Here is a 16709-nt window from a genome sequence, read left to right as displayed (position 1 = left end):
TCGTCAGGGATCGAAGAACCACGGCATTGTGACAACTCGCACACGCCCAATGGGCCATCTTGGTGGGTTCTCCCTAGCGCGAGCACGGGTTGTTTGGGCAGGATCAAGACCATGGATCTGCTCGACACCCTCACCGCCAAGGGCCTGCGCCGGGAACTCCCCACCAGGGACGAGGCGCTCGCAGTTCTCTCCACCACCGACGACGAGCTGCTGGACGTGGTCGCGGCAGCCGGCCGGGTACGCCGGCAGTGGTTCGGGCGCCGGGTCAAGCTCAACTACCTGGTGAACATGAAGAGCGGGCTCTGCCCGGAGGACTGCAGCTACTGTTCACAGCGGCTCGGCTCCAAGTCCGAGATCCTCAAGTACACCTGGCTGAAGCCGGAGCAGGCCGCCGAGGCCGCCGCCGCCGGGCTGGCCGGTGGTGCGAAGCGGGTCTGCCTGGTGGCCAGCGGGCGCGGTCCGACGGACCGTGACATCGAGCGGGTCGCCGACACCATCTCCGCGGTCAAGGAGGCCAACGAGAACGTCGAGGTCTGCGTCTGCCTCGGGCTGCTCTCCGACAACCAGGCCGAACGGCTGCGCGCGGCCGGTGCGGACGCGTACAACCACAACCTGAACACCTCCGAGGGCACCTACGGCGACATCGCCACCACCCACACCTATGCCGACCGGGTGGACACCGTCCAGAAGGCGCACGGCGCCGGTCTCTCGGCCTGCTCCGGTCTGATCGCGGGCATGGGCGAGAGTGACGAGGACCTGGTGGACGTGGTCTTCGCGCTGCGCGAGCTGGGTTCGGACTCGGTGCCGGTCAACTTCCTGATCCCGTTCGAGGGCACCCCGCTGGCCAAGACGTGGAACCTCACCCCGCAGCGCTGCCTGCGGATCCTCGCCATGGTCCGCTTCGTCTGCCCGGACGTCGAGGTCCGGATCGCCGGCGGCCGCGAGGTGCACCTGCGCACGCTGCAGCCGCTCGGTCTGCACATCGCCAACTCGATCTTCCTTGGTGACTACCTGACCAGCGAGGGGCAGGCCGGACAGGCCGACCTGGACATGATCAAGGACGCCGGCTTCGTGGTCGAGGGCGCCGACGAGGCGACCATGCCCCGGCACCGGGCCGACGTGGCGGGTGCGGGCTCCTGCGGTTCGGGCGGCGGTTGCCACCCGTGCGGCGACGCCACCGCCGACGTCGCCACCGACACCGCGGCCGACACGGTGGCCGGCAGCGCGGACGAGGCCCGCACCGACCTGGTCCGGGTGCGGCGCCGCGGTGCCGGTACCGAGCTGGCGCCGAACGCCTGAGGCCGCACGACCATGGCACCCTTCTCCCCCGGCACCCCTCTCCCGGTCGACCGGCTCGTCGCGCTGGATCGGGCGCACGTCTGGCACCCGTACTCGCCGATGCCCGGCAAGGCCACCCCGTACGTCGTCGAGTCCGCCTCCGGGGTACGGCTGCGGCTCGCCGAACCGGCGGGCGGGCACCGCGAGTTGGTCGACGGCATGTCCTCCTGGTGGGCCGCGATCCACGGCTACGGCCACCCCGAGCTGGACCAGGCCGTCCGCGACCAGCTCGGCCGGATGAGCCATGTGATGTTCGGCGGGCTCACCCACGAGCCCGCCGTCCGGCTGGCCGCCAGGCTGGTCGAGATCACTCCCGAACCGCTGCAGCACGTCTTCCTGGCCGACTCGGGCTCGGTGTCCGTCGAGGTCGCGATGAAGATGTGCCTGCAGTACTGGCAGTCGATCGGCCGTCCGGAGAAGCGGCGGCTGCTCACCTGGCGCGGCGGCTACCACGGCGACACCTTCCACCCCATGTCGGTCTGCGACCCCGAGGGCGGGATGCACCAGCTGTGGGGCGGGGTGCTGCCGCGCCAGCTGTTCGTCGGCGAGCCCCCGGCCGGCTTCGACGCCCCGCTGGACGCCGGCTACGCGGCCGAGCTGGCCGAGCTGATCGAGCGTGAGGCCGACGAGCTGGCCGCGGTGATCGTGGAACCGGTGGTCCAGGGCGCGGGCGGGATGCGCTTCCACTCCCCCGAGTACTTGCGGCTGCTGCGCGAACTGTGCGACCGGCACGGCGTTCTGCTGGTCTTCGACGAGATCGCCACCGGCTTCGGCCGCACCGGCGCGCTGTTCGCCGCCGAGCACGCCGGGATCTCCCCCGATGTGATGTGCCTGGGCAAGGCCATCACCGGCGGCTACCTGACCCTGGCCGCCACCCTGTGCACCGGCGAGGTCGCGAACGGCATCAGCAGGGGCGAGGTGCCGGTGCTGGCCCACGGACCTACCTTCATGGGCAATCCGCTGGCCGCCGCCGTCGCGAACGCCTCGATCGACCTGCTGCTGCGTCAGGACTGGCAGCAGGAGGTCAAGCGGATCGAGACCGGCCTGCGGGACTCGCTCGCGGGCGCGGCCGGGGTACCCGGCGTACGCGACGTGCGGGTGCTCGGCGCGATCGGCGTGGTGCAGCTGGACCACCCGGTCGACATGGCCGCGGCCACCGAGGCCGCCGTCCGCGAGGGCGTCTGGCTGCGGCCGTTCCGCGACCTGATCTACACCATGCCCCCGTACATCACCGGGGACGAGGACCTGGCGCGGATCGGCGCCGCAGTGACCGCCGCGGCGGTGGCGGGATGAACGGCGACGAGGCGGCCAACGGCACGGAGAGCACGGAGAGCACGGAGAGCAGCGGCATGAGCGGCATCGACGGCGTCCTGTTCGTCACCGGCACCGGCACCGAGGTCGGGAAGACCGTCGCCACCGCGGCCGTCGCGGCGCTGGCGCTGGCCGCCGGACGCACCGTGGCGGTGCTCAAGCCGGGCCAGACCGGGGTCGGCCCGGACGAGGCCGGCGACGTGGACGAGGTCTGCCGCCTGGCGGGCCCCGTCCACCGGGTCGAACTCGCCCGTTACCCCGAGCCGTTGGCACCCGACACCGCCGCCCGGCGGTCCGGGCTGCCCACGGTCGGCCCCAAGCGGGTGGCCGAGACCGTGGTCGAACTCGCCGAACAGTACGACCTGGTGCTCGTCGAGGGCGCGGGCGGCCTGCTCGTCCGCTACGACGAGGAGGGCCACACACTCGCCGACATGGCCCTCGCCACGGCCGAACTCGGCCTGCGGCCCGCGGTGTTGCTGGTCGCGGCGGCCGGACTCGGCACCCTGAACGTCACCGCGCTCAGCGCCGAGGCACTGCGCGCCCGCCGCCTGGACCTGGCCGGTGTGGTGGTCGGGTGCTGGCCCGCCGAGCCGGACCTGGCCTCCTGCTGCAACCTCGCCGACCTGCCGGCCTCGGCCGGCGCGCCGCTGCTCGGCGTACTCCCCGAGGGCATCACCGGCAGCCCCGAAACCCCCTTCCAGCACTCCGCCCGGATCTCGCTCGCGCCCGCCCTCGGCGGCACCTGGGACGCGGCGGCGTTCACCGCCGGGCACCGGATCGATTTCTGACGGCCCGCCGATCTGCGCCGTTCGCCCTCCCGCCGTTCTTACCGCGGGAGGGCGAACGGCTTCCGGCTCGGCCTGCGTCAGACCAGTGCTCCCGCCAGCAGCTCCGCCGCCTTGGCGACCAGCAGGTCGTCAGCCGGTGCGTCGGCCACGTGCCTGGTCGTCAGTACGCAGAGCAGGATCGGGGCCCGGTCCTGCGGCCAGGCGATGCCCACGTCGTTGTTGGTGCCGTACTTCCCGGCACCGGTCTTGTCCGCCAGCGCCCAGTCGGCGGGCAGACCGGCCCGCAAGCGCTGCCCGCCGGTCGTGTTGGCCAGCAGCCATCCGGTCAGCCGGTCCCTGGAGCGGGCCGCGAGGGCGTCGCCGAGCGTCAGGCTCGCGTAGGTCCGACCGATGGCGCGCGGGCTGGTGGTGTCCTCGACCCGCCACGGCTCGGCCGAGTCCAGCTCGGGTTCCCAGCGGTCGAGCCTGGTCGTCGTGTCGCCGACGGTCCGACAGAACCTGGTGATCGCGGTGGGACCGCCGAGTTCGCGCAGCAGCAGGTTTCCCGCGGCGTTGTCGCTGTAGCTGATCGCGGCGGCGCACAGGTCGGCGACGGTCATGCCGTCAGCGAGGTGCTCCGGCCGGCCGGTGACCGGCGCGTAGCCCGAGTCGGTGACGTCCTTCTCGGTGTACCGGATGCGCCTGGCGAGGTGGTCCCCGCTCTGGGCGAAGTCCCGCAGCAGCGCCGCGGCGGCGAGCGGCTTCCACACCGAGCAGATCGGGAAGCGCTCGTCCGCGCGGTACTCGACGGTCTCGCCGGTGGCCTCGTTGCGGGCGAACACCCCGAGCCGGGCGGCGTGTTCGAGTTCGAGCTCGCGCAGGCGCCCCGCGATCCCGTCCGCGTCCCGCGGCGCCGCCTCCGCTCCGCCGCCCGTGGAGACGACCGCGGTGAGAGCCGCCGCGGCCCCAACGGCGAGGAACTTCCGCCGGACGGGTCGGACTTGTGAGGATTTCTGCATCAGACCTTCCTCCGTGACGTCACAGGGACTTCTCCTTGCACTCACGCCATCGGGGCCATCGGCAGTTCCGCGTCCGCCGTCCGCCCGGAGTTCCGAGCGGAGTTCCGAGCGGACGGCGGACGGCGGGGACGGGTCAGCGGGCGCTGCCGAGGTTCCGGTCGGCCTCGGCACCGGCGAGCATGAGCGTGGTCTCCTCGATCCGGCGGAAGCGTCCGTCGGGCGCGAACTCCCCGAAGAGGTAGACCTCCATGCGCACGGTGGACCCGTCGGTCTTCGTCACGTCGACGGTGTGCCGGTCCGCGTACCGGTCACCGTCGACGAGCTCCTCGTGCACGGTGATGGAGCCGCCGGCCACCACCTGGCGCAGGTGGTCGATGTGGGTGAGGAACCCGGCGCGGTCGTCCCAGCGGCCATCGGTGCGCTGACGGTAGTCCGGGGCGAAGTGCCGGTCCGCGGCCTGGTGCAGATCCAGCGCGGGGTTGAAGAGCAGGTCGGTCAGCGCGGTCGCGATGTCGGTACGGGACATGGTGTTTCTCCGTTCATGCGGCGAGATGCGTGCCTCATGCACGCTTCTAGAGGAGCGTATCACTCGGGTGCGTGCGCGTTGCACGCTATTCTGGAGACGTGGCTACCAATGACGCAGGACTGAACGACACGGGACACGAGATCGCCGACGCACTGGGGCTACTCCTGAGGCGGACCACGCGCGCCCGCCTCTACCACCAGCTGACCGAGGGCCTGGGCGAGGCGGTCGACGAGCTCACTTACCCGGTCCTCAGCGGCCTGGCCCGCACCGGACCCATCAGTGCCGCCGACCTCGCCCGTGAAGCCGGTCTCGACCGCTCCAACGTGACCCGGCGCGCCGACCGCCTCGAACAGGCCGGTCTGCTGCGGCGCGAACCCGACCCCGCCGACCGTCGCGCCACCCTGCTCGTCCTGACCGAGCAGGGCCACCGCATCGTACGGACCACCCGGCAGCGGCTGGCCACCCGGATCGAGGCCTCCCTCGACGCCTGGCCGGCCGAGGAGGCACGGACGTTCGCCCGCCTCCTCCAGCGCTTCGTCGAGGAGGGTCCCTTCGCCCCCTGACAGGGCGCCGCCGGCAGCCCGATGCCCGGTCCCGGCAGGACGGTGCCCGGTCCCGGCAGGACGGACCCGCCCTTGCCGCCACGCCCGGCCGGCCGGCCACACAGGAACGCTCCGGCCGCGGACGCCCCGCACGGGCCCGGCGCCTCACCCTCGGGCGCCGCCGTGTCCGTTCCGGGCATCGGCGATCCGGGCGGGGACCGTGCCGAGCCACCAGGCAGGGTCGGCGGTGTGGTCGGTGGTGCGTCCGTCGCGGTGGACGTAGTGACGCACGTCCCGGCCCGTCTCGGCGAACTCGCCGTTCAGCGCCCGCTCCAGCCACTCCGCGCCGAAGCGGAAGACCTCGGCGGCCACCCCGCCCAGCGGGTGGAACTCGTTCTCGTAGACCCGCAGTTCCTTCGGGGCGGCGATCCGCTCGAAGCTCTCGATCGCCTGCTCCAGCGGGGTGAGCTCATCGAACTCACCGATGCCGTACAGGACCGGGCACTCGATGCTCCCGACCAGGTCGCCGAGCGGCATCCGCTCAGCGAGGTCGCGGTCGAAGGCCTGCTCGTCGGTGTAGCCGGCCATGTACATGTAGTTGTTCTTGAAGGTCGGCTGCGCCCCCTCGAAGATGGTCCGGAAGTCGCCGGTCACCGCCTCGAAGGCGGCCAGTGCCGCCAGGCGCCGGTCGGTGGCGGCCGCCCGCGAACCCCAGTATCCGCTCATGCTGATGCCGAACATGCCGATCCGGGCCGGATCGACCTCAGGCAGGGCGACCAGGTGGTCGAGGTAACGGCCGATCGCGCGCTCGTAGTTGGCCAGGTCGACGGCAAGGCCGTTCGCTCGGCTCTCGCCCTGCCCCGGACCCTCGATCGAGAGCGCGACCATGCCGCGCGAGGTGTAGTAGCGCTCCGCGGCGTAGATGTAGTCCTCCTTGATCATGTCCATCCCGGGGCCGAGAATGACCGCCGGCGCGCCCTTGACCTCCCCCGCCGGGAGGTGCAGCAGTCCGTGGATGCGGCCGCCCTCGAAGTCGAGGACCACTCGGCGGACCCGTCCGCCACGCAGGGCGCCGAGCCGCTCGACGCAGTGGTTGGCGTGCTCGCGCATCGCGGCCTTGCGCGGGTCGGACGCGTCGAAGACCGAGTACTGGGCCCGGCCCCACATCACCGCGGCCCGGACGTACAGGTCGGCGGCCGTCTGCGCGAAGCCTCCCCGCTCATGGTGCGCGGCGCGCTCCTCGGCCTGCCCGGCCACGGTGGCCCACGCCTTGGGAAGCATGGCACCGCTCTTGACCAGGGCGAAGACCTTGTCGAAGTCCGTGTGGTCGTGGCCGAGCTGCTCAAGGGTGCCCTTGGCTTCGGGGTGCAGCGCGTCGAAGCCGCCCTGGGCGAGCGCGATGTCCAGGGCCCAGCTCTGGCCGGTCGAACGAACGGTCACGGCAGCCGTCCTCTCATGGGGTGTGCGGAGTACGTCCGACGCACTCCGGCACTCAGCAGTTCGCTAAGTACTTAATCAATAAGTACTTAGGCTAAGCTCGTTGTCAACCCGCACGAACCCGCGCCGATACCGGACCCACCACCACTGATCCATCCGACGGGAGAGCCGCAGATGACCCAACCCTCGGCCGCCACAGCCCGCGAGCAGGCCCTGGACCAACTCGCCCGCGCCGCCTACAGCCTCAGCGCCGCCGATGCGCGTCTGCGCGGACGCGCCACCCGCACCCCCGGCGCGCTCTCACTCACCCACGCCCGCGCACTACGGGTGCTCGCCGAAACCGGCCCGCTCTCGATCAACCAACTGGCCGCCGGCACCGAGACCACCGGAGCCGCCACCACCCAACTGGTCAACGGACTCGTCGCGGCCGGCTACGTCACCCGCGAACGCCGGCCGGACGACAAGCGGTCAACCCTGGTCGCCCTCACCGACGCCGGCCGCGCCCGCCACCGGGAACGCCAGGACGGCCTGCTCCAGGCCCTGCACACCGCACTCGCCCACCACGACGACGAAGCCCTGGGCACCACCACCGACGTACTGCGCCGGCTCGTCGCCATCTACGACCAGCTGTGAAGGCGGACGGTTCCCGCGCCGCCGGCGGCAGGCCCCCGGACGCCCGCCCGCCCCGGGCGCAGCGCGGAACCGGCCCCGTCGCCACTCCCCCGCCCGGGGCGGCGCGGCGGCTCGTGATGCCGTCGGGCCATACCGCCGACCCAGCGGACGCGACCCTCCTGGAAAGCCGAACTCCCTTTGCCGTCGAATGAGTTCTTCGACATCAGGTGCGTCCTTTGCCGGCAGGTGGGTTCAGTGGTCCTGCGCGGGCACCGCGGGCGCCCCGTCGAGCCGCCACACCGTGGTCCTCTTCACCGCCCGGTCCTCCAGGTCCGCCATCACCGGCACCTCGTAGGCGGCGAGGGCCCGGAACCGTTCCCTGGGCAGATACGCCCGGCCCGGGTCGCCGACCAGCACCAGCGCTCCCCGGGCGTGCGCGCGCTCCAGGAACGGCAGGAAGCGGGCGGCCATCGCACGCTCGTAGAACACGTCCCCGGCCAGCACCACGTCGGCGCCCGCACCGTCACCGTCCAGCAGGTCGGCACACTCGGCGGTGACCGTGACGCCGTTCGCCTCGGCGTTCAGCGCGACGGCGGCCACCGCGTAGTCGTCGATCTCCGCGGCCCGCACCGAGGTTGCCCCGCTCAGGGCCGCCGCGATGGCGACCACGCCCGAACCGGCGGCAACATCCAGCACCCGCGTGCCCGCCACCGCCTCCGGGTGGTCAAGCACATAGCGGGCGACCGCGACTCCCCCGGCCCACGCGAACGCCCAGAACGGGGGCGGCAGTCCGGCCTCGCCCTTCGCCGCCTCGGTCCGCTCCCAGAGTTCGATGGCCTCCTCAGCCTGGTGCAACCGGATCTCCGGCACGAACGGGACGGGGCCGAGGCTGGTCTGCTCCAACACGAAGGCCTCACCGGCCCCGGTGGTTGCGGTGGCACCGGACATGGCGCTCCCCTCTGCTCACAGCGGCAAGTGAACAGACCTTACCGCTGCGGCAGGTGGCCCGGCCGGGCCCGACCCGCTCGCCCAAGATGCACACCCGACCCTCACCCGGTATGTACCGTTTCGATACCGAAGCCACTATGAGCTGGGGAAATGCTCGCCAGAGCGGTGACCGGCGAGTAGCATCCGGCTCACGCCCTCCGGCGCCGTAACCCCGTGTCGCGCCGTCCGGTCGGCGGATGCTCGCGGGACGGTCGGGGGTCTGCGCGCACGGCACCGCGCGCCAGAGCTGTCGCGCGTACGCGGAAGGGCAGGGACTTGGCAGGTCGGCTCACCGTGGGGGACTCCTCCCTGCTGCGACGGATCAACGCGGCGGTCACGCTGCGCACGCTGCGAGGCGGCCGGCCGGTCACGCTCACCCAACTCGTCGGCGACACCGGCCTGTCCCGGCCGACCGTCGAGGGGGTGGTCGAGGGCCTGATCGAGTCCGGCCTGGTCGCCGAGGTCGACCACACCCCCGCCAAGGCGCCGCCGGGCACCCGGCAACGCGGCCGCCCGGCCCGCTGGTTCCGCTTCCGCGCCGAAGCCGGACATGTGCTGGGCATCGAGATCGGCGTGCACGGCATCCGGGTGGTGGTCGCCGACCTGACCGGCCAGCTGCTCGGCACCGCGGCCAGAAGGGTCGACGAGGCCCTGGACGCCGACGAGCGGCTCGGCGCGGTGCGCGCGATCGTCGCCGAGATCCTGCGCGGCACCGGCGTCGCCCGCGACAGCCTCTGGGCGGTCGCCGTCGGCAGCCCCGGCATCGTGGACCGCGAGGGCACCATCCGACTCGGCACCGCGATGCCGGGATGGACCGGCCTGGACCTCGGCGCCCGGCTGCGCCGCTCCTTCCGCTGCCCGGTGATCATCGAGAACGACGCCAACCTGGCCGCCATCGCCGAACACTGGCAGGGCGCCGCCGTCGGCAAGGGCGACGTGGTCTTCGTGATGGCCGGGCTCAGCCCGGGCGCGGGTTCGCTGATCAACGGCAAGCTGCACCGGGGCTTCGGCGGTGCGGCCGGCGAGATCGGCGCGCTGCACCTGCTCGGCCAGGAGGCCGCGCCCGAGCGGCTGCTGTCCACCACCGGCAAACCGCTGGACCCGCTGGACGAGGCGGCGGTGGCCCGGGTGCTGCGACTGGCACGGGAGGGCGACGAGGTCGCCCGGGTGGCGATGGACCGGTTCCTGCGGCGGCTGGTGCACGACGTCGCGGCCCTGGTGCTGGCCCTGGACCCGGAGTTGGTGGTGGTCGGCGGCTGGGCGGCCGGCCTGGACGGCGTACTGGAGCCGCTGCGCGAGCAGTTGGCGCTCTACTGCCTGCGCGCGCCGGAGGTGGCGCTGGCGGCACTCGGCGAGGAGGTGGTCGCGATGGGGGCCCTGCGGGTCGCGCTCGACCACGTCGAGGAACAGCTCTTCGCGGTCGACCCGCCGGGGGCCGGTGCGCGGTAGGGGCGTTGCCCGGCCGCCGGGCCGGACATGCCAGGGGCCACGCGTGGCCGGGGACCCGTCAGACCCGGTCGGCCGAAGTCCCCTGCCGCTTCGCGTAGTTCACCGCACCCCCCGGGGGTTCACCGGCTGCCTCCGGGACGTGTGTGCTTCGGTACGGCTCAGGAGGCGGTACGGATCGCGCCCGCCTGGACCGGGGTGACCTCGACCTTGCCCATCTCGCCGAAGGTGAGCTTGCAGGTGTCCGCCCGGTAGGTGGAGAGCGCGAGGGCGACCAGCCGGCCCGCCACCGCGTACTGGGTGGTGACCACCAGGACCGGGGTGCCGGGCGGGCGCTCCAGCAGGGCGGCCTCCTCGGCCTCGGCGACGCCGAGTTCGACCGAGCGGGACTCACCGTCCACACCGAGCCGCTCCAGCTGCCGGAGCACCGACTTCGCCCGGTCCTGCTCGGCGGTACCGCCGACCACGCGCGGAACGGCGGGCAGGTGCGGAACGGCCGACTCCGGCACGTGCAGCGACTCGGCGGCCATCGTCCGCCCCTGCACCACCCGCAGCCGGCGCACGGTGTGCACCGTCTCACCCGCCGGGATGCCGAGCGCCAGGGCCAGCTGGGCGGAGGCGGGGGCGCTCACACAGTCCACGGTGCGCCAGGTCGAGCCACCGGCGGATCCGGGACCGTTCTCGGCCGGGCCGCCGACCGGACTGCCGACCGGGATGCCGACACGGGGCGCGGCGATCAGGGTGCCGATGCCGCGCCGGCGGACCAGTCGGCCCTCCAGCTCCAGCTGGTCAAGTGCCTGCCGGAGGGTGGCGCGGGCCACGCCGAACCGGGCGGACAGCTCACGCTCGTTCGGGATGACCTGACCGGTGGAGAACTCCGCCTCGATGGTACGGAGCAGCACCGTGCGCAGGTGCCAGTACTTGGGCTCCGGTGCTGCCGCCGGCTGTCCTTGCCCCACCGTGTCCTCCGCCCTGAAGGACCTCACAGCGACCCCGTGCCCGGTGTTGTGGCAGGTGGGAGGGGCAGGCTTTATCAGTCCTTCTTTATTAAAGGTCTTTGCAGTAAGCGACCCTAGGGGCGCCCGGAGAGATGGTCAAGACCAATGCAACCGCACACGTCCTTCTCATCGGACCCTCATCCGGGCCGGTGCGGCCGGGCGCGGTCGCTCGCTGCGACGGAGGCCGGACGGATACCCTTCCCCGGTGATCGTGGTGACGAGTGTGAATGTGAACGGCATCCGGGCTGCTGCCAAGAAGGGCTTCCTGGAGTGGCTGGCGGCCACCGAGGCGGATGTGGTCTGCCTGCAGGAGGTGCGCTCCGAGCCGGAGCAGCTGCCCGCCGAACTGCGTGACCTGTCCGGCTGGCACGCCCTCTGGGCACCGGCCGCCGCCAAGGGCCGGGCCGGGGTGGCCGTGCTCTCCCGGCGGGCTCCGGAGCGTACGGTGATCGGCTTCGGCTCGGCGGAGTTCGACAGCTCGGGCCGCTACGCCGAGATCGACCTGCCGGGGCTGACGGTGGCCAGCCTCTACCTCCCGTCCGGCGAGGTCGGCACCGAGCGCCAGGAGGAGAAGGAGCGCTTCATGGCGGAGTTCCTCGTCCACCTGGTCCAGCTGCGCGAGCGGGCCGCGGAGGACGGCCGCGAGGTCGTGGTCTGCGGCGACTGGAACATCGCCCACCAGCCCGCCGACCTGAAGAACTGGAAGGCCAACCAGAAGAACGCCGGCTTCCTCCCGGAGGAACGCGCCTGGCTGACCCGGGTCCTGGACGAGGCCGGCTACGTCGACGTGGTCCGCCGCCTGCACCCCGACCAGGACGGCCCGTACAGCTGGTGGTCCTACCGGGGCCGGGCCTTCGACAACGACAGCGGCTGGAGGATTGATTATCTGATGGCCAGTCAGATACTCGCGGCCACCTGCATCGAGGCCTACGTCGAGCGGCCCGCCTCGCACGCCGAGCGCTGGTCCGACCACGCACCCGTCACAGCAGTTTTCGACTTCGGCCAACTCCACTAGCACTGGCGGAAGATAGAGCGGCCAGGTGAGACCCCCTCAGTCAAACCGCATCCGGTCGGGGCCGAAACAAAGCGTTTGCCTGCCCGTCAGAGCATCCGCACACCACGCGGTGGAAGGTCTCACCGTGTGGTGTGGAGAGGCCGGACGCAGGTCAAGGAAACGACTCGATTTGTAGAAGTCGGATGAGCCAGCCTCAGGCGCCGGCCCGGATCCCGCAAAAGGACGTGGGGGCGAAGGCCAACGTGAAGCGCCTGCTTCAGCGCCGCTCGAGGATCGCTGCCGCAGGCGTGACCGGTGGAGGGATCGCCGAACAGGCGGGAGTACGTGGGGCAGCATCGCCCTCCTGCGGGTTGCCAGTCGCCGCCAACACCGTGGTGGTGGCCACCGGCGCTCGCTACCGACGGCTGACCGCCCGCGGCATCGAGCGGTTCGAGGGACTTGGGGTCCACTACGCCGCCACCCTCTGGGAGGCACGGACCTGCCGTCTTGACACGGTGGCCGTCGTCGGCGGCGGCAACTCTGCCGGCCAAGCAGCCCTGTTCCTGGCACGCGAGTCGCCCGCCGTGCATCTGCTAGTCCGCGGCGAAGACCTGGGCCACAACATGTCCCGCTATCTGATCGACCGGATCGAGCAGAACCCGCGGATCCATGTCCGGCTGCATACCGAGGTCCAAGAGGTCACCGGCGAGGACCGGGTCGAAGCCGTCGTCGTCCGGGACAACCGCACCCGCGAGCAGCAGGTGCTGGAGGCCCGTGCCCTCTTCGTCTTCATCGGCGCGCGCCCTGCCACCTCCTGGCTCGTCGGCGCCGTCACTCTGGACCCGCGTGGCTTCATTCCGACCGGGCAGGACGTGGCCCATGTGGCAGCGGACCTCTGGAATCCCCTGGGCCGCGCCCCACTCGCCCTGGAGACCGGCCTGCCCGGGGTCTTCGCCGTCGGCGACGTCCGCAGCGGCTCGGTCAAGCGGGTGGCCTCCGCAGTAGGCGAGGGCGCCATGGCCGTCCGCCTGGCCCACGAGCACCTCGAGGAGGTGAGACCACCCGCCACCCGATGACCTCAGCTCATCCATCGAGCGAGAAAGGAAAAATGCCATGCCCGTCATGGGTGTTCCCAAGTTCGAACGCTTCTTCCGCGCAGCCGCCGGCCTCGATGTCCACAAGAACGACCTCAAGCGCTACAACGACTTTGTGGACGCCAAGCTCTACGACCTCTTTCTCATCGGCGCGGCCAATGCCAAGGCCAACAACCGGGACATCATCGAGCCGCAGGACCTCCCCGTCACCAAAGGCCTGCAGGAGAGCATCCACGCCTTCAACAAGCTGGAGGAGGGCATCGAACTCCGCCCATTGCTCGACCAGCTAGCCGCCCGCCCAGCCCTCGGCATGGAGGCCGCCGAGGACACCCAGCAGCGGCTGCCCGTCCTGGCCGGCGGCCTCAGCGTCGCCCTCGCCCGCGCCCTCAAAACCATCGCCCGCGACACCCGCCGCCCCTCCACGGACCAGTGGGATGAGGCCTTCGAACTCTTCGACCTGCTGATCTGAGCGGGGCATCCACCAGACCGGCGGTTCCGCCGGCCCTGCCGGTCCCCCGCGCGTACCGGAGACGATCAGCAAGACATCCCCCGCAAGTACCAATAGCCCTGACTTACCGATACCGCCGGTCGGCCTCGCCCGAGTGCTGCTGGGGATTCTTGGAAACGACCGGTGTTGCTCCTCGCCTCACTTGATTCAGTTCTCAACGACTTGGGAGGGTTGGCAGGTACCACGCCAGCGACAACCGGTGCTGCGAGGCGGTCAGGTGCAGCCCGTGCTCGCGGCCCTGCTCAAGGCTGTACGAGGCTCTTCTGGGCGGGCTTACGCCTCTTCCGCGGGAACGGCCGGCCGTGCCGCGTAGCGGCTGCGCATCGCGTCGCTGGCTGCGGGGCCCGCGGCGAAGACGTAGGCGGTGCTGTCGTCGAGTCGGCGGCCGGTTTTGGCGTCGACGACGACGGGCTCGACTTCCTCACCGCTGCGCGCGTCGACGAGGATCATGCTGCGCTCCGTCGGCCTGAGGCGGGCATTGCCCCACGCGGCCAGGGCGACGATCACCGGGCGCAGCGAGCGCCCGAGTTCGGTGAGTACGTACTCGTGCCGGACGGGGCTGGTCTGGTATGGCCGGCGCTCCAGCAGACCGTCCGCGACCAGGGTCTTCAGCCGGGTGGTGAGCATGCTGGAGGAGATGCCCAGGCTCTCCTGGAACTGGTCGAAGCGGGTGTAGCCGTCGAAGGCGTCGTGGAGGATCAGCAGTGTCCACCACTCGCCGACGTGTTCCACCGTCGTGGACAGTGGGCACTCCCGGTCCTCCAGCCTGATCCGGCTTGCCAAGGCGACCATCCCCTCAGTTACTGCTAAAGTCGAAGTTAGTAGCTTCTATTTTAGCAGTAGGGGCGGGGGGTGGCGCCATGACTACCCGCACCCGGGAACGGAGCACACCGTGACCACATCCATCAGCGAATCCCTCGAAGGCCAACGCGCTCTGGTCACCGGCGGCACCAAGGGCACCGGAGCCGCCATCGCCCGACGGCTCGCCGAGGCCGGCGCGACCGTACTGGTCACCGCCCGCAGCCGCCCCGACGACGTCGAGGAGAAGACCTTCATCACCGCCGACCTGTCCACCGCCCAGGGCGCCGCCCAGGTCGCCTCCGAGGTGGAAGCCCGCGTGGGAGCCGTCGACATCCTGGTCAACACCCTCGGCGGCTCCGAGGCACCGGCAGGAGGATTCGCCGCGCTCGGCGAGGACGACTGGGCCAGGGAACCGAACACGAACCTGCTGGCCGCCGTCCGACTGGACCGCGCCCTCCTGCCGCACATGATCGCCACGGGCAAGGGCGCGGTCGTGCACGTCACCTCGATCCAGCGCCGCATGCCGCTGTGGAACGGCACCCTGGCCTACGCCGCTGCCAAGGCCGCCCTGACCACGTACAGCAAGGGCCTGGCCAACCAGGTCGCCCCGCACGGCGTCCGCGTCAACACCGTCTCACCCGGCTTCGTCCAGACCTCGGCCGCCGACAACCTCGTCGCCCGGATCGCCCACGACGCCGGCATCAGTCAGGAAGCGGCGCTGGGCCGGCCCATGGACTCCCTGGGCGGCATCCCGCTCGGCCGTCCCAACCGGCCCGAGGAAGTCGCCGAGCTCGTCGCCTTCCTCGTTTCCGACCGCGCCTCGGCCATCGTCGGCGCCGAACACGTCATCGACGGCGGCACCACCCCCACCGTCTGAACCCGCCACCACCATCAGGAGCGTCATGCACGGCAACCAGCCCCGGACCATCACCCCGGACGACCTGCCCGAGGTGATCACCCGCTACCTCACAGCGCACCGCGCCCATGACACCGGCACCGCGATCACGACGTTCACCGACGACGCCACAGTGATCGACGACGGCAACACCTACCGGGGCAGCTCCGCGATTGAGCAGTGGCTGGACCGATCCGCCACCGAATTCACCTACACCATCCACCTCACGAACGCTCAGGAGGCCGACACGGCCCACTACATCGCCACACACCACCTCGAAGGCAACTTCCCCGGCGGCACCATCGATCTCCGCTATCGGTTCACGCTGCGCGACGACCTCATCGAACACCTCTCCATCGAACCCTGAGACCGCTCCCATGTGCCCACCCAGCCACCCGATCAAGAGCCAGCCGTCGAGTTCGGCATCCACCCGCAGACCAGCACGTGCACGCCTGAGGAATCAAGGCGAGCAACTCCGGGGCCATCCTCAGCACAGGGTGAGGAGATTCAAAGATCCCCATCAGTGCAACAGGTCGAACGCCACGAAGTGCGCTGGCCGCTCCCAGGACGCCGCCACCGCCCGGGCGCCCCGCGCACCGGCACGGGCTTGGAGCGCATCGAAGGCGAGCCGCCAGTCCTCCCAGACCACGAGTTCCCCGTCCAGCCCGATGCCCTCCGGCAGCTGGGCGAGCGCGGTGTCCCGGATCTCAGGGAACGCACCGGACAGGCCGGTGCCAAGGCGGGAACGCACGCACCACCACCTGGTGCGCGTGCACCTCCAGCCCCCAGCGATAGCCGTCCCACTTCGGTTCAGCTGCCCGCCCCGCGCGCAGCTCGGGACTGTTCACCGCTACGGTCAACATCGGGTCCGGCAGCGACCAGTCCATGCCCGACATCTACTACCCCGCTGCGCGTCCCGCTCCAGGCGCAGCGACCGCCACAGGCGGGACTATCACGATCTAGGTGTACGGCACCTGGTTGGCCTAGGTGTTGATCTTCGTGGCGGGTGTGGGCCGGGTGGCCTACGTCCGTCCGGCTGACAGGCGCCCGTCGAAGGCGATGTCGAAGGCGTTGAGGGCGGCCATCCAGCGGCTGCTCCAGCGAGCGCTGGCGGCCGCGTCCGGTGGGGTCGAGGGCGAGGGTGGCCAGGTAGAGCCGTTTGAGGGCGGCCTGGCCGTTGGGGAAGTGGCCGCAGGCGCCGGCGGCCCTGCGGTAGCGGGAGTTCAGGCTCTCGATGGCGTTGGTGGTGCATATGATCTTGCGGATCTCGTCGTCGAAGGCGAGGAAGGGACCATCTGCGGCTAAGCCTTCTCCCACAGTCGCACGACGGCTGGGTAGTTCGCCTGCCAGGCGGCCGTGAAGTCGGCGAAGCGGTCCCCGGGCCGCTGCTGGTCGTCATGTCGTAGACCTCGGCCACGTGGGCGACGATCTCGC

18 protein-coding genes and 1 pseudogene are annotated in these 16709 nt (G+C 71.3%); 11 read left to right on the top strand and 8 right to left on the bottom strand.

Translation table 11 applies throughout. The features are described 5' to 3' along the window. The first annotated feature begins 111 nt into the window (after positions 1 to 111). From bioB to bioD, 3 genes are read left to right on the top strand one after another with little or no spacing between them, the layout of a single operon-like run. Positions 112 to 1299, top strand: coding sequence for a biotin synthase BioB (gene bioB, locus ACWDAK_RS04995; protein WP_427393107.1), 1188 nt, complete (start codon positions 112 to 114; stop codon positions 1297 to 1299). 12 nt (positions 1300 to 1311) lie between these two features. Beyond that, on the top strand, positions 1312 to 2631 hold the full coding sequence (locus ACWDAK_RS04990; protein WP_427393106.1) for an adenosylmethionine--8-amino-7-oxononanoate transaminase: 1320 nt from the start codon (positions 1312 to 1314) through the stop codon (positions 2629 to 2631). A gap of 56 nt (positions 2632 to 2687) precedes the next feature. Next, a complete protein-coding gene (gene bioD / locus ACWDAK_RS04985; protein WP_427393135.1) occupies positions 2688 to 3437 on the top strand; it encodes a dethiobiotin synthase in 750 nt (249 codons plus the stop codon). A 77-nt stretch (positions 3438 to 3514) separates the two neighbouring features. On the opposite strand, the gene bla is transcribed toward bioD, so the two are convergent. Then, entirely contained in the window at positions 3515 to 4435 is a 921-nt protein-coding gene (bla, locus tag ACWDAK_RS04980; protein WP_427393105.1) for a class A beta-lactamase, read from the bottom strand. A gap of 133 nt (positions 4436 to 4568) precedes the next feature. Then, the gene (locus ACWDAK_RS04975) at positions 4569 to 4961 is read right to left on the bottom strand and encodes a nuclear transport factor 2 family protein (protein ID WP_344639133.1); all 393 of its coding nucleotides are present in this window, start codon (positions 4959 to 4961) and stop codon (positions 4569 to 4571) included. Between the two features lie 98 nt (positions 4962 to 5059). On the opposite strand from ACWDAK_RS04975, the gene ACWDAK_RS04970 reads away from it, so the two are divergent. Beyond that, positions 5060 to 5524, top strand: coding sequence for a MarR family winged helix-turn-helix transcriptional regulator (locus tag ACWDAK_RS04970; RefSeq protein WP_344639134.1), 465 nt, complete (start codon positions 5060 to 5062; stop codon positions 5522 to 5524). 144 nt (positions 5525 to 5668) lie between these two features. On the opposite strand, the gene ACWDAK_RS04965 is transcribed toward ACWDAK_RS04970, so the two are convergent. Next, positions 5669 to 6943, bottom strand: coding sequence for an alpha/beta hydrolase (locus ACWDAK_RS04965; RefSeq protein ID WP_344639135.1), 1275 nt, complete (start codon positions 6941 to 6943; stop codon positions 5669 to 5671). 171 nt (positions 6944 to 7114) lie between these two features. On the opposite strand from ACWDAK_RS04965, the gene ACWDAK_RS04960 reads away from it, so the two are divergent. Next, the gene (locus ACWDAK_RS04960) at positions 7115 to 7573 is read left to right on the top strand and encodes a MarR family winged helix-turn-helix transcriptional regulator (protein ID WP_344639136.1); all 459 of its coding nucleotides are present in this window, start codon (positions 7115 to 7117) and stop codon (positions 7571 to 7573) included. Between the two features lie 231 nt (positions 7574 to 7804). Here the strand turns inward: ACWDAK_RS04960 and ACWDAK_RS04955 are convergent, their stop codons facing one another. Then, positions 7805 to 8500: a class I SAM-dependent methyltransferase gene (locus tag ACWDAK_RS04955; RefSeq protein WP_344639137.1), complete on the bottom strand. Its 696-nt coding sequence runs from the start codon at positions 8498 to 8500 to the stop codon at positions 7805 to 7807. A gap of 333 nt (positions 8501 to 8833) precedes the next feature. Here ACWDAK_RS04955 and ACWDAK_RS04950 point away from each other — a divergent pair, with 333 nt between their 5' ends. Next, positions 8834 to 9988 carry an ROK family protein gene (locus ACWDAK_RS04950; protein WP_425557787.1) on the top strand — a complete coding sequence of 385 codons (1155 nt, stop codon included), beginning with the start codon at positions 8834 to 8836 and terminating at the stop codon, positions 9986 to 9988. 158 nt (positions 9989 to 10146) lie between these two features. On the opposite strand, the gene ACWDAK_RS04945 is transcribed toward ACWDAK_RS04950, so the two are convergent. Then, positions 10147 to 10944, bottom strand: coding sequence for a GntR family transcriptional regulator (locus ACWDAK_RS04945; RefSeq protein WP_427393104.1), 798 nt, complete (start codon positions 10942 to 10944; stop codon positions 10147 to 10149). Positions 10945 to 11188: 244 nt separating this feature from the next. On the opposite strand from ACWDAK_RS04945, the gene ACWDAK_RS04940 reads away from it, so the two are divergent. From ACWDAK_RS04940 to ACWDAK_RS04930, 3 genes are all read left to right on the top strand, one after another. After that, positions 11189 to 11998, top strand: a complete 810-nt coding sequence (locus ACWDAK_RS04940; RefSeq protein ID WP_427393103.1) for an exodeoxyribonuclease III — start codon at positions 11189 to 11191, stop codon at positions 11996 to 11998. Positions 11999 to 12180: 182 nt separating this feature from the next. Further along, positions 12181 to 13053: an NAD(P)/FAD-dependent oxidoreductase gene (locus ACWDAK_RS04935; RefSeq protein ID WP_344639141.1), complete on the top strand. Its 873-nt coding sequence runs from the start codon at positions 12181 to 12183 to the stop codon at positions 13051 to 13053. 37 nt (positions 13054 to 13090) lie between these two features. Continuing rightward, complete coding sequence (locus ACWDAK_RS04930; protein ID WP_427393102.1) at positions 13091 to 13540, top strand: DUF1931 family protein; 450 nt, start codon at positions 13091 to 13093, stop codon at positions 13538 to 13540. 312 nt (positions 13541 to 13852) lie between these two features. Here the strand turns inward: ACWDAK_RS04930 and ACWDAK_RS04925 are convergent, their stop codons facing one another. After that, the gene (locus tag ACWDAK_RS04925; protein ID WP_344639143.1) at positions 13853 to 14371 is read right to left on the bottom strand and encodes a winged helix-turn-helix transcriptional regulator; all 519 of its coding nucleotides are present in this window, start codon (positions 14369 to 14371) and stop codon (positions 13853 to 13855) included. Between the two features lie 100 nt (positions 14372 to 14471). On the opposite strand from ACWDAK_RS04925, the gene ACWDAK_RS04920 reads away from it, so the two are divergent. Both ACWDAK_RS04920 and ACWDAK_RS04915 read left to right on the top strand, forming a co-directional pair. Then, the gene (locus tag ACWDAK_RS04920) at positions 14472 to 15257 is read left to right on the top strand and encodes an SDR family oxidoreductase (RefSeq protein ID WP_427393101.1); all 786 of its coding nucleotides are present in this window, start codon (positions 14472 to 14474) and stop codon (positions 15255 to 15257) included. Positions 15258 to 15282: 25 nt separating this feature from the next. After that, entirely contained in the window at positions 15283 to 15642 is a 360-nt protein-coding gene (locus ACWDAK_RS04915) for a nuclear transport factor 2 family protein (RefSeq protein WP_427393100.1), read from the top strand. A gap of 153 nt (positions 15643 to 15795) precedes the next feature. On the opposite strand, the gene ACWDAK_RS04910 is transcribed toward ACWDAK_RS04915, so the two are convergent. Next, positions 15796 to 16026 (bottom strand): DNA ligase-like domain-containing protein, encoded by a 231-nt coding sequence (locus ACWDAK_RS04910; protein WP_427393099.1) that lies wholly within the window; start codon positions 16024 to 16026, stop codon positions 15796 to 15798. 271 nt (positions 16027 to 16297) lie between these two features. After that, a pseudogene (locus ACWDAK_RS04905) lies at positions 16298 to 16624 on the bottom strand (transposase); the annotation flags it as partial. Positions 16625 to 16709: the final 85 nt, after the last annotated feature.

The sequence above is a fragment of the Kitasatospora sp. NPDC001175 genome (assembly GCF_053598215.1).
The sequence above is the reverse complement of the archived record's forward strand: the minus strand, read 5'-3'. Positions and strand labels throughout refer to the sequence as shown.